The sequence below is a fragment of the Mycobacterium pseudokansasii genome, assembly GCF_900566075.1.
GTDB lineage: Bacteria > Actinomycetota > Actinomycetes > Mycobacteriales > Mycobacteriaceae > Mycobacterium > Mycobacterium pseudokansasii.
This window is the reverse complement of the sequence record NZ_UPHU01000001.1, coordinates 2,126,863-2,140,443: the sequence shown is the minus strand read 5'-3', so window position 1 is coordinate 2,140,443 and position 13,581 is coordinate 2,126,863. Positions and strand designations below refer to the sequence as shown.

The window sequence follows — 13,581 nt, the reverse complement described above, 5'->3', positions numbered from 1 at the left end:
GCACGCGGGGCACGGTCATGCATGAGCTCGCCCTGTGCGAGGCGATCGCCGGCGTGGTCAAGACGCATGCCGACGGACGCCACGTCGACGTCGTCCGCGTGCGGGTGGGCGCGCTTCGCCAGGTGGTCCCGGAGTCGCTGTCGTTTTGCTGGACGCTGATCCGCGACTCGGCGGACATGCCGGACGCCGAGCTGGAACTGGAATGCGTCACCGCCGAGGTCCGCTGCCGTGCCTGCGGCCGTCAGTCGGAAATCACCTCGCCCTGGTCGATCTGGTGCCCGCAATGCGACAGTCCCGACATCGAGGTGCTACGCGGCAACGAATTCCTGGTGACGTCGCTCGATGTCTCGTGAAAGGTGTTGATAATGGGTAGGTTTCACCGCCACGACGACGGGACCGTGCACATCCACGAGCACGAACACGTACGGGAGCACCAGCACGAGCACGGCGATCACACCGGTTACCAGACCGGCACTGCGCGCATCGATGTGCTCGAAGACATCTTCGCCGAGAACGACGCGCGCGCCACGATCAACCGGGCGGCATTCGACGGCAACGGCATCCGCGCGCTCAACCTGATGAGCTCACCCGGGTCGGGAAAGACCACCGTGCTGCAAGCCACGCTCGACGAGCTCGCCGGAGAGTTCGCGATCGGGATAATCGAGGGCGACATCGCCACCGACCTGGATGCCGCCAAACTCAGCGGTCGCGGTGCCCAGGTGTCACTGCTCAACACCAGCAACGGTTTTGGCGGCGAATGCCATCTGGACGCTCCCATGGTCAACCGCGCCCTGCCGGGTCTGGACCTGCCCGGCCTGGACCTGGTGATCATTGAAAACGTCGGCAACCTGGTCTGCCCGGCCGAATTCGACGTCGGCGAGCACGCTAAGGCCATGGTCTATTCCGTCACCGAAGGCGAGGACAAACCGCTCAAATATCCGGTGATGTTTCGCTCAGTGGACGTGGTGCTGCTCAACAAGATTGACCTGGTGCCCTACCTGGACGCCGATGTGGAGGCCTACATCGCCCATGTCCGCCAAGTGAATGCGGCCGCGGCGATCCTGCCGGTCAGTGCGCGCACGGGTGCGGGCATGGCCGCCTGGTTCGATTGGCTGCGTCGGTTCACCCGCGGCGTGCCCACCGGCTAGGGTGGCATCGGGTGTTGGCGCAACGTCAATTGCAAACGGTTCGCAATGATCATGCGCATGGCCGGATTGCGAATTCTGTTCTGGCACTGCTGCTGAAGAACAAAGACAGGCTAGCCAACAGGCCGCCATCGAATGCCGAATCGGCTGCCACCTGCGAACCATTGACAAGGCACAACGACACGGAGTAGACCCAGAAATAGCGCTGCGCAAGTGGGCCGACGGTCGACTCCGGCAGCGTCAGGGGTTTCAGCTCGCCCCGGAAAGCTGCAATATGCCAACAGAAGCAGCAGTCAAAGCAGAAGAAGCGTTGATTCACGTTCTGTGGATCAACGCAGGTCTCAGCTGTGACGGCGATTCGGTGGCGTTGACTGCCGCCACCCAGCCCAGCGTCGAGGAGATCGCTCTCGGAGCGCTTCCTGGCCTCCCCAAAGTCGCCGTCCACTGGCCGTTGATCGATTTCGAATGCGGACCCACCGGCGGGGCCGACGACTTCCTCGCCTGGTTCTTCAAAGCCGATCGCGGCGAATTGGAGCCCTTCGTGCTGGTCGTCGAAGGGTCGATACCCAACGAAAAGATCAAGGACGAGGGCTATTGGTGCGGGTTCGGCAACGACCCGGCCACCGGCCAGCCGATCACCACCAGCGAGTGGCTCGACCGGCTGGCACCCAAGGCCACCGCGGTCGTCGCCGTCGGGACCTGCGCCACCTATGGCGGCATCCACGCCATGGCCGGCAATCCCACCGGCGCGATGGGTGTTCCCGACTATCTCGGCTGGGATTGGAAGAGCAAGGCCGGCATCCCGATCGTCTGCGTGCCCGGCTGCCCGATCCATCCCGACAACCTCGCCGAGACGCTGACCTACCTGCTCTACATGGCGACCGGCCAGGCGCCCATGATTCCGCTCGACGACGCGCTGCGGCCCAAGTGGTTGTTCGGCCAGACCGTGCACGAGGGCTGCGACCGAGCCGGCTACTACGAGCAGGGCGACTTCGCCACCGAATACGGCTCGCCGAAATGCATTGTGAAACTTGGCTGTTGGGGTCCCGTTGTGAAATGCAACGTGCCCAAGCGCGGCTGGATCAACGGTGTCGGCGGGTGCCCGAACGTCGGCGGCATCTGCATCGGCTGCACCATGCCGGGCTTCCCCGACAAGTTCATGCCCTTCATGGACGAGCCACCGGGCGGCAAGGTGTCCACCACCGCGTCGGGTCTGTACGGAACCGTGATTCGCAACCTGCGGGGTATCACGGCGCGCACCGTCGACAAGGAACCACGCTGGCGCCACAAGGGCACCCAACTCACCACCGGAGCCCAGAGAACCTGGTGAGTACCTGGCAGCTGGACTGCCAGGTCAAGCGCGCCATTCCCAACTCAGCATCTCGGACGGAGAGATTTCGATGACCACTATCGTCCCCGAGCCGACCACCGCCAAGCGCGAACCCGGCCAGCTCGTCGAAATGTCCTGGGATCCGATCACCCGGATCGTGGGTAGCCTCGGCATTTACACCAAGATCGACTTCGAGAACAAAGAGGTCGTCGAGTGTCACAGCACCTCGTCGATCTTCCGCGGCTACTCGATCTTCATGAAGGGCAAGGACCCTCGCGACGCCCACTTCATCACCAGCCGCATCTGCGGCATCTGCGGCGACAACCACGCGACGTGTTCCTGCTACACCCAGAACATGGCCTACGGGGTCAAGCCGCCGCACCTCGGCGAATGGCTGATCAACCTCGGCGAGGCCGCGGAATACATGTTCGACCACAACATCTTCCAGGAGAACCTGGTCGGCGTGGACTTCTGCGAGAAGATGGTCGCCGAGACCAATCCGGGGGTGCTGGCCGAGGCGGAGAAAACCGCGGCTCCGCACGCCGACGCGCACGGCTACAAGACCATCGCCGAGATCATGCGCTCGCTCAACCCGTTCAGCGGCGAGTTCTACCGGGAGGCCCTGCAGGTCAGCCGCTGGACCCGAGAAATGTTCTGCCTCATGGAGGGTCGCCACGTACACCCGTCCACGCTGTACCCGGGTGGCATCGGGACCACCGCCACCGTCCAGTTGATGACCGACTACATGACCCGGCTGATGCGCTACGTCGAGTTCATGAAGAAGGTCGTGCCGATGCACGACGACCTGTTCGACTTCTTCTACGACGCCCTGCCCGGCTACGAGAAGGTCGGCCTGCGCCGCACGCTGCTGGGCTGTTGGGGCTCGTTCCAGGATCCCGAGGTGTGCAACTTCGCTTACAAGGACATGGAGCGTTGGGGTAACGCCATGTTCGTTACCCCGGGTGTGGTGGTCGACGGAAAACTGGTCACCCACTCGCTGGTGGACATCAACCTGGGCATCCGAATCCTGTTGGGCAGTTCGTATTACGACGACTGGACCGACCAGGAGATGTTCGTCAAGACCGATCCGCTGGGCAATACGGTGGACCGGCGCCACCCGTGGAACCAGCACACCAACCCGCATCCGCAGAAGCGGGATCTGGACGGCGGCAAATACAGCTGGGTGATGTCGCCGCGCTGGTTCGACGGCAAGGACCATCTGGCGCTGGACACCGGCGGCGGCCCGCTGGCGCGGCTGTGGGCGACGGCGCTGGCCGGCCTGGTCGACATCGGCTACGTCAAGGCGACCGGCAACAGCGTCAAGATCAACCTGCCCAAGACCGCGCTGAAGGGGCCGGTCGAATTCGAGTGGAGGGTGCCCAGGCACGGCAGCAACACCATCGAACGTGATCGGGCCCGCACCTACTTCCAGGCCTACGCGGCCGCGTGCGCGCTGCATTTCGCCGAGAAGGCGTTGGCGGAGATCCGCGCCGGACGAACCAAGACCTGGGAGCGCTTCGAGGTGCCCGACGAGGCCATCGGCTGTGGCTTCACCGAGGCGGTCCGCGGCGTGCTCAGCCACCACATGGTGATCCGCGACGGCAAGATCGCCAACTATCACCCGTATCCGCCCACCCCCTGGAACGCCAACCCGCGCGACAGCTACGGCACGCCGGGCCCCTACGAGGATGCGGTGCAGGGTCAGCCGATCTTCGAGGAGAACAGCCGGGAGAACTTCAAGGGCATCGACGTGATGCGCACCGTGCGCAGTTTCGATCCGTGCCTGCCCTGCGGCGTACATATGTACCTGGGCAAGGGCAAGACACTCGAGAGACTGCACACGCCGACGCAGTCACCATCGACGGAGTGACGCATGGCCGATCGCCCGGATACCCCCGAGAACGACACACAATGGCGCACCGCGGGCGATCGAATCCAGACCTTGCTGGATTCCTGCGCGGCGGCCGGGACGGCCGCGCACGAACGCGCCCAACAGCTGGTCCGCGAGGTGGTCGGGCTCTACGGAGCCGGGCTGGAGCGGATCATGCGATCGCTGGACGACCCCGGTTTGGCCGAGCGGCTGGCCACCGACGACCTGGTGGCCAGCCTGCTCCTGGTACACGGCCTGCACCCCCACGATGCGCACCGGCGGGTGTCGGACGCGCTGGAACGGGTGCGCCCCTACCTGGGTTCGCACGGCGGCGACGTCGATCTGCTCGAGGTCACCGACACCGTCGTCCGGTTGGCGTTCACCGGGAGCTGCAAGAGTTGCCCGTCGTCGGCGGTGACGCTCGAGCTGGCGGTGCAGGACGCCATCCGGGCGGCCGCCCCGGAGATCTGCTCGATCGAGCTGGTCACGGACACCAAGCCGGGCACCCTCATTCCGGCCGAAACCCTCTTGGCGCGAGTGCATTCCGACAGCCATGACGCCACCTCCTGGCACCCGGTGCCGGAGCTGGACGACCTGGCACCCGGCGAGGTCGGAGGTTTCCTGGTCGAGGGAACAGCGTGGCTGGCGTGCCGGGTCGGCGACCACACGTTCGCCTACCGCGACCACTGTCCGATGTGTGACGACACGCTGGCCGGCGCGGAACTGTGTGACGCGCTGCTGCGCTGCCCGCGCTGCGACACCGGATTCGACGTGGTGCACGCGGGTGCCGGTGCGAACGGGGCGCATCTCGAGCCGTTGCCGCTGCTGCCCCGCGACGGCGTGCTCTCGGTGGCACTACCCTCCGCGCTGGCCGAAGCCATGGGAGCTTCGGCATGACGAGTCCTTATGACGTCCTGGCCCGGATCAGGACCAACCAGCGGGCCCCAGAACCGGCCGACGAACGATGTGAGATGTGTTCGGAGCCGATACCCGACGAGCATCAGCATGTGGTGAATGTGGCCGGGCGGCAACTGATGTGCGTCTGCCGCGCCTGCTATCTGCTGTTCACCGACTCCGAAGCCGAGCTGCGCTACCGCGCCGTACCCGACCGGTATCTTGGGTTCCCCGATTTCGCGCTGGACCGGCCCACCTGGGAGGCCCTGCAGATTCCGGTCGGCGTCGCCTTCTTCTTCACCAACTCAGCCATTGGCCGCACCGTCGCCTTCTACCCGGGTCCAGCCGGCGCCACCGAATCGGAACTGGATCTCGACGCCTGGAACGCCCTCGGCGGGGCCGACCCGCGGCTTGGCCTAGTGGCCGACGACGTCGAGGCGCTGCTGGTCCGGGTCCCCGAATCTGGGCCTCCGCAAAGCTATCTGGTGCCGATCGACTCCTGCTACGAGTTCGTGGGCCGGTTGCGGTTGCTGTGGCGCGGCTTCGACGGCGGCCAGGACGCACGGGAGTTCATCGACGGCTTCTTCGAGCGGGTCGCCGCCCAGGCACGGGAGATGCCGCGGTGACCCAGCCGATGGACCTGACCTTCGCCGTGCTCGACGTGGCACCGGAACCGTACACCGTCAGCCCGGTGCTCACCGCCCGTATCGGCGTCGGCGCCAGCAGTGACGACCCGGTCCACGCCATCGCGCTGCGCTGCCAGGTCCGCATCGAGCCGCTACGCCGGCGATACTCCGACGACGAAGCCGCCGGACTGCTCGACTTGTTCGGACCCCGGGAACGCTGGGCACGCACCCAACGCACCTTCCTGTGGCAGCATTGCACCGCCATGGTGGCGGGTTTCACCGGCCACACCACCGCGGCGCTGCCCTTGGACTGCAGCTACGACTTCGAGGTGGCCGCGGCCAAGTACCTGCACGCGCTGCGCGACGGCGCGATCCCCCTTCAATTCCTTTTCAGTGGAACAGTTTTCGTCAAATCCGAGCGCGGCTTCTCGGTGCAGCATGTGTCCTGGGACTGCGAGGACCGCTATGACATGCCGGTCGCGGTCTGGCGACAGCTGATGGCCCAGCACTACCCGAACACCGGGTGGCTGCGGCTCAGTCATGACACCATCAGCGCGCTGGCCCACTACAAGTCGGCGCGCGGCCTGCTCGACCTCGACCACGCTCTCACCGCGCTGTTGGCCGACGCATCGCAACGGGAGGCAAGCCCGTGACCTCCAGCTGGGACCACGCCCGCGCCGTCGCCGACGCGGTGCTCTACGAAGGCTACCTGCTCTACCCGTACCGCGGGTCGTCCAGCAAGAACCAATCCCGTTGGCAATTCGGCGTTCTGGGACCACCGGGCGCGGCCGCCGCCGGGCTGGGCGAACAGGACACGATGGCCACGCAGTTCCTGGTCGACGGCGCGCAGGCGATCACCCTGGTGATCCGGTTCCTGCAGTTACAGCACCGCCGCGCCGAGCGGGAAGGTGCCGGCGGCGGTTTCGAGCCCGTGGCCGAACTGACCACGCCGTCGGGATCGTGGCTGTCCTGGGACGAAGCCGTCGAATGTGAAAGGTCCTTCGGCCCGTTGGCATTCGAGGACCAGCCGTGGACGCTGCCGGTGCTGGCGCAGGAGGCGACCGACGTCGAATCCGTCGACGGTGGCCGGCTGGTTCGCCACCGCCGACAGGTGCGTGGCGAGCTCACCGTCTGCAGCGAACCCGACGGTGAGCTGCGCCGGGTCACGGTAAATATCGCCAACGTCGGTCCCAGCCCTTGTGACAAGGACGACGCGATTGCGCGGTCGCTGATCGGCACCCATATCATCTCCGAAGTCGTTGGCGGCCAGTTTGTTTCGTTACTGGAGCCGCCGCCGTCCGCCGCCGCTGCGGTGTCGCGGTGCACCCAGCACCGATGCTTTCCCGTGCTGGCCGGGCCGCCGGGCAGCCACGACCTGTTGCTGATTTCGCCGATCATCCTCTACGACCACCCGGAAGTGGCCGAACAGAGCAGCACCGCGCTCTATGACTGCACCGAGATCGACGAGATCCTGACGCTGCGCGTGATGACGATGACCGACGAAGAAAAAGCTCAGGCGCGGGCCACCGATCCTCGGGCCGCACGGATCATCGACCGGTGTGATGCCATGTCGCCGCAGGACATGGCCCGGTTGCACGGGGTGCTGCGCGATCCGCACGGGGTTGCCGGGTTGGTCCCGGAGGTGCCCGAGGGGCTCGACTGGTGGGATCCGCTGGCCGACGACGCGGTTCGTCCCGAGATCGACGCGGTGCTGGTGAACGGAGTCCGGATCGACCGGGGTAGCCGGGTCCGGTTACGGCCGCGGCGCAACGCCGACGCGCAGGATATTTTCGTCGCCGGCAAGAGCGCCCGCGTCGCGTCGGTGCATCAGGACGTCGACGGCAACACGCACGTCGCGGTGGTCGTCGACGACGATCCGGCGGCCGAACTGCACGAGTGGTACGGCCGCTACCTGTACTTCTCCCCTGACGAGGTGGAACCGCTACAAACTCACAACACGTGAAAGGAGTTCGCCATGGACGTCTTAGGTTGGGTGTTCATTGCCCTCATCGCTCTGGTGGTGGCCGTCGCGGTGGCCTTGGGTGTGGCATCACTACCGGATGCCCGCCGCTACCTGAAGCTGCGGCGGATGTAGCCGGGCCCAGGCCAAACCATGACAGCGCGCATCCTGGTCGCCGGAATCGGCAACATCTTCCTGGGGGACGACGGTTTCGGCTCCGAGGTGCTGCGCCACGCCGAGATTCCGCAGGACGGTTCGCAGGTGCGCATCATCGACTACGGCATCCGCGGCATGCATCTGGCCTACGACCTGCTCGAGGGCTGGGACACCCTGGTGCTGGTCGACGCGGTGCCCAGCCGCGGCAATCCGGGCGCATTGCACGTCTTCCAGGCCGATCATGACTGGTGGTCCGACCCGACGACCCTGGATGCGCACAACATGGATCCGGCCAGCGTGTTCGCCAACCTGCGGGCGCTGGGGGGCACGCCGCCCTACACCGTCGTCGTCGGGTGCGAGGCGGGTAGCGTCGAAGAAGGCATGGGGCTCAGCGAACCCGTCGCCAAGGCCGTCCCCCGCGCCGCCCGCGCGGTCGAGGATATCGTCGCGGCGTTGCGAACAACCTCGGCCCCGGAAGCGATCCGAGAGGAGTGCTGATCATGTGTCTGGGCATACCCGGTCAGGTGATCAGGATGCTCGACGGCTACGAGGGGCAGCTGGCACTGGTCGACGTCACCGGCGAGCAGCGCAAAGTCAACGTGGGCATGCTTCCGGAGGAGACGTTCGCACCCGGTGATTGGGTGATCATTCACATGGGCTTCGTGGTCGAGAAAACCGACCGGGCCGGAGCCGAGCAGGCGATGGCCGGCCTGGAGCTGATGGGGCGGGGCCGCAATCCCGATGGCGATTTGACATGACCGACACGCCCTTGTTGCTGCGCTCCGACCACCTTCGGCGGCGCATCATCGTGACCGGTGTCGTCCAAGGGGTTGGTTTTCGTCCGTTCGTCCACGTGCTGGCCACCGAGCTGGGTCTGGCCGGGTTCGTGGGCAACAATTCCGGCGCGGTCTTCGTGGAGGTGCAGGGTGGGCGCGCCCAGCTCGACGAGTTCGCCCGCCGGTTGCGTGCCGAGGCGCCGCCGCTGGCTCGGATCAGCTCGGTCTCGACGAACGAGATCGCAACCGAGACAAGCACATCCGGATTCCGGATCGTGGCCAGCCAGACGGTCGGGGGGGCCACCACACCGATTCCGCCCGATGTCGCGGTGTGCGACCACTGCATCGCCGAATTGTTCGATCCCCGGGACCGGCGCTACCGGCACCCGTTCATCACCTGCACCAACTGCGGGCCACGGTTCACCGTCATCCGCACGCTGCCCTATGACCGCCCGGGTACCACCATGGCAGGATTTGCCATGTGCGAACGCTGCGCCGCCGAATACCACGACCCTGCCGACCGCCGGTTCCATGCGCAGCCGATCGCCTGCCCGGACTGCGGGCCGTCGCTGTGGTTTCGGTCAGCAGCCGGGCGGATTCGCGGCTCCGACGCCGCGCTGGCGGCCACCCAACAGGCGCTGGCAGCCGGTGCGGTGGTCGCCATCAAGGGGATCGGCGGTTACCACCTGGCCTGCGGGGTCGACGACGACGCGGTGGTGCGCTCGCTGCGGTCCCGAAAGGCGCGGGGCGCCAAGCCGTTCGCCATGCTGGTGCGCGATCTGGACGTCGCCCGCCGCTACGCCTACGTCGACGACGACGAGGCGGCGGTGTTGTCTGGTCCGGCCCGACCCATCGTGTTGCTGCGCCGACATGACACCGCCGCGGTAGCCGACTCCGTTGCGCCCGGTAGTCCGCTGCTCGGACTGATGCTGCCGTACTCCCCCGTCCATCACCTGCTGCTGGCCCCGGTGCCCGGCGACGGCGGACCGGTTCCCGACGCGCTGGTGCTGACCAGCGCCAACCGTTCCGACGAGCCCATCTGCTTCACCGATATCGATGCGGCAGAGCGTCTTTCGCCACTGTGCGATGCGGTGCTCGACCACGACCGGCCCATCCATGTGCCCTGTGACGACTCGGTGGTGCGGGTGGTCAGCGAGGGCGGGTCCGGCCGTGAGCTGCCGATCCGCCGGTCCCGCGGCTATGCCCCGCTGCCGGTCGACCTCGGGCGTGACGGCCCGGCCGTACTGGCGGTGGGCGGGGAACTGAAGAACACCTTCTGCCTCACCGATGGCGGTCGCGCGTACCTGTCCGCACATATCGGCGACATGGGAACCTGGGAGACGCTGCGCGCGTTCGAGGACGCGGTGCGCCAGCTCAGCGAAATACGCGGTACGCCAAAGCGATTGGCAGCTGATCTGCATCCTGGGTATCACACCCGGGGTTGGGCGGAGCGCCACGCGGGCGATCGGCCGCTGGATCTGGTGCAGCACCACCATGCGCACGTGGTATCGCTGCTGGCCGAACACGGGCGCCTCGGCGAATCCGTCGTCGGAGTCTCCTTCGACGGCACCGGTTACGGCTGCGATGCCACCATCTGGGGCGGGGAGATTCTCGTCCTCGGCCGCGACAGCCATTGCTTCGTCCGGGCCGGGCACCTGTTGCCGGTACCGCTGCCCGGGGGCGATACCGCGGTGCGCAACCCCTGGCGGATGGCGCTGTCGCAGCTGTGGCTCGCCGACCTCGACTGGACCCCGGATCTGGCGCCGATCACCGCCGCGACACCCGACGAATTGCGGCTCATCCGTTCGCAATTGGAGAGCGGCACCGGCTGTGTGCCGTGTTCGAGCATGGGCCGGTTGTTCGACGCGGTCGCCTCGATACTCGGGGTGCGCCACCGGATCGACTACGAAGGCCAGGCCGCCATCGAACTCGAAGCGCTGGCCGAGACGGCGGGTGACCGGGCCGGGCCGTCGCTGCCCCTGATGGTGGGGACCGACGGGGTCATCGATCCGGTCACCATGGTGCAAACCCTGGTGTCGGCGCTGCGCGCCGGCACCCCGCCGGCGCTACTGGCGGCGTGTTTCCACCGGTCGGTCGCCGACGCCGTCGTCCGGGTGGTTACTCAAGTGGCCGGCAGCGTGCGGCTGGTCGGCCTGACCGGTGGCGTGTTCCAGAACGTGCTGCTGCTGCGCGCGTGCCGGGAACGGTTGCAGCGCCTCGGTTTCGAGGTGTTGACCCATCACACGGTACCGCCCAACGACGGTGGGCTGGCTCTCGGTCAGGCCGTGATTTCGATGCTCACCGGCGTGGAGGAGGCTGAGCAGTGACCATCCCCACCGCCATCGACCGCGGACTTGGTGCCGAGCTGGCCGCTGACCTGGCAGCAGCTGCTTTCACGCTGGCCAAGCGGTTCGCGGCGGGCGCCACCATGTGGTCGATCGCGCCGTCGTGGGAGCCGCATGCCCTGCACATCGCGGTCGAATTCGTCCACCCGGTGATCATGGGCAAACGCGCCCTGCCCGCGGTGGCCCTGACCGGTCCCGACCTGGTGGATCTGGTGCGGGTATCGGTGCGCCCGGGCGACATCGTCGTCGCGGTCGCCGGCGCCGACCAGCCCGACGTACGCTCGATCATGCGACGCAGTCCGGCCTGGGGTGCCACCACGCTGTGGATCGGTAGCGGTGAGCGCCCGAAAGCCGGTGCCGCCGACCATGTGTTGTGGCTGGATGATCCCGACCCGCGGGCGCCCGCAACCGGCGGCTTCGTGCTCTTCTATCACGTGTTGTGGGAGCTGACCCATGTGTGTTTCGAGCATCCAGGGTTGCTCAAACCTGAATGCGCAGATGAGGTTTGCGTCACCTGTAGCGACGAGGGGCGCTTGGGCGAAGTGGTGGCCGGTTCGGCTGACGGGCTGGCCGCCGTGCGCACCGCGCGCGGTGTCGAGGATGTGGTGACCGGCCTGGTCGGCCCGGTCGCGGCCGGCGATCTGGTGCTGGTGCACGCGGGCACGGCGATCAGCCGGCTCGAGGAGGACGCCTGATGAGCGACGAGCCGACCAACTTCCTGTATCCGTTCATCGACGCGCAGGAGCAGAACCCCGAATCGCTGCTGGCCGACCTGGCCGCCTCGGCCCAGGCGAAAGCGGCCGAAAGCCTGGCCCTGCGCCGCGCCACCCTGGAAGCCAACGCCGACCTGGTGGCGGCTGCCGCCACCGAGATGGCGCGCCGGTTCGCGGCGGGCGGGCGGCTGTTCACCTTCGGAAACGGCGGCAGCTGCACCGATTCCACCACCGTGGCGCGGCTGTTCGCCCGGCCGCCGATCGGTACGCCGCTACCGGCCTGGTCGTTGACCGCCGACCAGGCGATACTCACCGCCCTGGGCAACGACGTGGGATTCGAGTTGGTGTTCGCCCGCCAGCTGATCGCCCGCGCGAAGGCCGGTGACATCGCGATCGCCATGTCGACCAGCGGCAGTTCGCCCAACCTGCTGGCCGCGCTCGCCGAGGCGCGCCAGCGGGGTTTGTACACCATCGGCTTCGCCGGATATGACGGCGGCGCCTTCGCCGCCAACCCGAATGTGGATGCCTGCTTCATTGTTCGGTCACAAAGCGTGCACCGGATCCAGGAATCCCAAGCGCTGCTGGGCTATCAGCTGTGGTTGACCGTGCATCAACGGGGCGAACGGGATCTGGGGGCCGCATGAGCAAATCAGCAAGCGAATACCTCTCGTCGGGGCCACGCTTTGCCGAGGGTGAGGTCATCGAGCGTATCGAATCGTTCCGCCGGCGACGGCCCCGGCTGCTCGATGACCACGTCACCCTGGCCCACGGAGCCGGGGGCAAAGCCTCGGCGGCGCTGGTCGATGCGGTGTTCGTGGAGGCATTCCGCAACCCGATGCTGGAGTCGCTGGGCGACGCCGCGGTGCTCCCGTTACCCAGCGGTGAGCGGGTCGCCATGTCCACCGATTCATTCGTGGTGGCGCCCAGGCGTTTTCCCGGTGGCTCGGTCGGCGCGCTGGCCGTGCACGGAACCTGCAACGACCTGGCGATGGCCGGCGCCGTGCCGTCCTGGATCTCGGCTGCCTTCGTGCTGGAAGAGGGCTTCCCGATCGCCGAATTGAAGGAACTCGTCGCCGACATGGCGGCCGCCGCCGCGCAGGCCGGGGTGCAGATCGTCACCGGCGACACCAAGGTGGTGCCCAAAGGTGCTGCCGACGGCCTGTTCGTCACCACCACCGGAACCGGGATCATTCCCGCCGGGCGGCGGCTGTCCGCCGACGCGGTGCGCGCCGGCGACAAGGTGTTGCTGTCGGGGTCGATGGGCGATCACGGCATGGCGGTCATGCTGGCCCGCGGCGATCTGGCCATCGAGGCCGACATCCGTTCCGACACCGCCTCTCTCAGCCCGTTGGTGGAACTGCTGATGGCGGCCGCGCCGTCGACCCGCTGGCTGCGCGATGCCACCCGCGGCGGGGTGGGCACCGTCTGTAACGAACTGGCCCAGGCCTGCGGGCTCGGGGTGCTGCTGGAAGAACAACGGCTTCCGGTGGCCCCGATGGTCAACGGCGCGTGTGAGCTGCTGGGCATCGACCCGCTCTATGTGGCCAACGAAGGAAAGTTCGTCGCCGTCGTCGCACCCGAGGAAGCCGAAGCCGGGCTGGCCGCGGTGCGCTCGCATCCGCTCGGCGCGGACGCGGCCGAAGTGGGCGAAATCGTCGCCGAACCGGCCGAAACCGTAGTACTACGTACCGGATTCGGCGGTACCCGGATCGTCGACATGCTGGTCGGCGATCCGTTGCCGCGAATCTGCTGACCTAAAGGAGCCG

At 67.1% G+C, this 13,581-nt stretch carries 15 protein-coding genes; all 15 read left to right on the top strand.

Going from position 1 to position 13,581, the window contains the following annotated elements; genetic code table 11:
- The first annotated feature begins 17 nt into the window (after positions 1–17).
- On the top strand, positions 18–353 hold the full coding sequence (locus EET10_RS09710) for a hydrogenase maturation nickel metallochaperone HypA (protein ID WP_063468506.1): 336 nt from the start codon (positions 18–20) through the stop codon (positions 351–353).
- A 12-nt stretch (positions 354–365) separates the two neighbouring features.
- Positions 366–1,148 carry a hydrogenase nickel incorporation protein HypB gene (hypB, locus tag EET10_RS09705; RefSeq protein WP_036403868.1) on the top strand — a complete coding sequence of 261 codons (783 nt, stop codon included), beginning with the start codon at positions 366–368 and terminating at the stop codon, positions 1,146–1,148.
- Between the two features lie 271 nt (positions 1,149–1,419).
- Positions 1,420–2,475 carry an NADH-quinone oxidoreductase subunit B family protein gene (locus EET10_RS09700; protein WP_036403871.1) on the top strand — a complete coding sequence of 352 codons (1,056 nt, stop codon included), beginning with the start codon at positions 1,420–1,422 and terminating at the stop codon, positions 2,473–2,475.
- A 70-nt stretch (positions 2,476–2,545) separates the two neighbouring features.
- Complete coding sequence (locus EET10_RS09695; RefSeq protein WP_122502109.1) at positions 2,546–4,345, top strand: nickel-dependent hydrogenase large subunit; 1,800 nt, start codon at positions 2,546–2,548, stop codon at positions 4,343–4,345.
- A 3-nt stretch (positions 4,346–4,348) separates the two neighbouring features.
- Positions 4,349–5,242: a NifU family protein gene (locus EET10_RS09690; RefSeq protein WP_036403875.1), complete on the top strand. Its 894-nt coding sequence runs from the start codon at positions 4,349–4,351 to the stop codon at positions 5,240–5,242.
- Positions 5,239–5,865, top strand: coding sequence for a DUF5947 family protein (locus EET10_RS09685; RefSeq protein ID WP_036403877.1), 627 nt, complete (start codon positions 5,239–5,241; stop codon positions 5,863–5,865). Before EET10_RS09690 ends, EET10_RS09685 begins: the two co-directional genes overlap by 4 nt.
- Before the next feature lie 8 nt (positions 5,866–5,873).
- Positions 5,874–6,518 (top strand): DUF6084 family protein, encoded by a 645-nt coding sequence (locus EET10_RS09680; RefSeq protein WP_036403988.1) that lies wholly within the window; start codon positions 5,874–5,876, stop codon positions 6,516–6,518.
- Positions 6,515–7,828, top strand: a complete 1,314-nt coding sequence (locus EET10_RS09675) for a hypothetical protein (RefSeq protein ID WP_036403879.1) — start codon at positions 6,515–6,517, stop codon at positions 7,826–7,828. The genes EET10_RS09680 and EET10_RS09675 overlap by 4 nt, the downstream gene beginning before the upstream one ends.
- A gap of 12 nt (positions 7,829–7,840) precedes the next feature.
- Positions 7,841–7,960, top strand: a complete 120-nt coding sequence (locus EET10_RS32225) for a DUF6893 family small protein (RefSeq protein ID WP_023372388.1) — start codon at positions 7,841–7,843, stop codon at positions 7,958–7,960.
- A gap of 18 nt (positions 7,961–7,978) precedes the next feature.
- The gene (locus EET10_RS09670) at positions 7,979–8,479 is read left to right on the top strand and encodes a hydrogenase maturation protease (protein ID WP_122502108.1); all 501 of its coding nucleotides are present in this window, start codon (positions 7,979–7,981) and stop codon (positions 8,477–8,479) included.
- A gap of 2 nt (positions 8,480–8,481) precedes the next feature.
- Entirely contained in the window at positions 8,482–8,739 is a 258-nt protein-coding gene (locus EET10_RS09665; RefSeq protein ID WP_036403990.1) for a HypC/HybG/HupF family hydrogenase formation chaperone, read from the top strand.
- Entirely contained in the window at positions 8,736–11,084 is a 2,349-nt protein-coding gene (gene hypF / locus EET10_RS09660) for a carbamoyltransferase HypF (protein WP_122502107.1), read from the top strand. Before EET10_RS09665 ends, hypF begins: the two co-directional genes overlap by 4 nt.
- Positions 11,081–11,797, top strand: a complete 717-nt coding sequence (locus EET10_RS09655) for a HypC/HybG/HupF family hydrogenase formation chaperone (RefSeq protein ID WP_244601901.1) — start codon at positions 11,081–11,083, stop codon at positions 11,795–11,797. Before hypF ends, EET10_RS09655 begins: the two co-directional genes overlap by 4 nt.
- Entirely contained in the window at positions 11,797–12,459 is a 663-nt protein-coding gene (locus EET10_RS09650) for a D-sedoheptulose-7-phosphate isomerase (RefSeq protein WP_167480154.1), read from the top strand. Before EET10_RS09655 ends, EET10_RS09650 begins: the two co-directional genes overlap by 1 nt.
- Positions 12,456–13,568 (top strand): hydrogenase expression/formation protein HypE, encoded by a 1,113-nt coding sequence (hypE, locus tag EET10_RS09645; protein ID WP_081260837.1) that lies wholly within the window; start codon positions 12,456–12,458, stop codon positions 13,566–13,568. The genes EET10_RS09650 and hypE overlap by 4 nt, the downstream gene beginning before the upstream one ends.
- The last annotated feature ends 13 nt before the right edge of the window (positions 13,569–13,581 follow it).

Bases quoted from the DNA above. Each gene is read 5' to 3' on its own strand.
- EET10_RS09700 (WP_036403871.1), top strand. From the start codon at position 1,420: ATGCCAACAGAAGCAGCAGTCAAAGCAGAAGAAGCGTTGATTCACGTT.
- hypE (WP_081260837.1), top strand. From the start codon at position 12,456: ATGAGCAAATCAGCAAGCGAATACCTCTCGTCGGGGCCACGCTTTGCC.
- EET10_RS09665 (WP_036403990.1), top strand. From the start codon at position 8,482: ATGTGTCTGGGCATACCCGGTCAGGTGATCAGGATGCTCGACGGCTAC.
- EET10_RS09650 (WP_167480154.1), top strand. From the start codon at position 11,797: ATGAGCGACGAGCCGACCAACTTCCTGTATCCGTTCATCGACGCGCAG.
- EET10_RS09680 (WP_036403988.1), top strand. From the start codon at position 5,874: ATGGACCTGACCTTCGCCGTGCTCGACGTGGCACCGGAACCGTACACC.
- EET10_RS09670 (WP_122502108.1), top strand. From the start codon at position 7,979: ATGACAGCGCGCATCCTGGTCGCCGGAATCGGCAACATCTTCCTGGGG.
- EET10_RS09685 (WP_036403877.1), top strand. From the start codon at position 5,239: ATGACGAGTCCTTATGACGTCCTGGCCCGGATCAGGACCAACCAGCGG.
- EET10_RS09695 (WP_122502109.1), top strand. From the start codon at position 2,546: ATGACCACTATCGTCCCCGAGCCGACCACCGCCAAGCGCGAACCCGGC.
- hypB (WP_036403868.1), top strand. From the start codon at position 366: ATGGGTAGGTTTCACCGCCACGACGACGGGACCGTGCACATCCACGAG.
- EET10_RS09710 (WP_063468506.1), top strand. From the start codon at position 18: ATGCATGAGCTCGCCCTGTGCGAGGCGATCGCCGGCGTGGTCAAGACG.
- EET10_RS09690 (WP_036403875.1), top strand. From the start codon at position 4,349: ATGGCCGATCGCCCGGATACCCCCGAGAACGACACACAATGGCGCACC.
- EET10_RS32225 (WP_023372388.1), top strand. From the start codon at position 7,841: ATGGACGTCTTAGGTTGGGTGTTCATTGCCCTCATCGCTCTGGTGGTG.
- hypF (WP_122502107.1), top strand. From the start codon at position 8,736: ATGACCGACACGCCCTTGTTGCTGCGCTCCGACCACCTTCGGCGGCGC.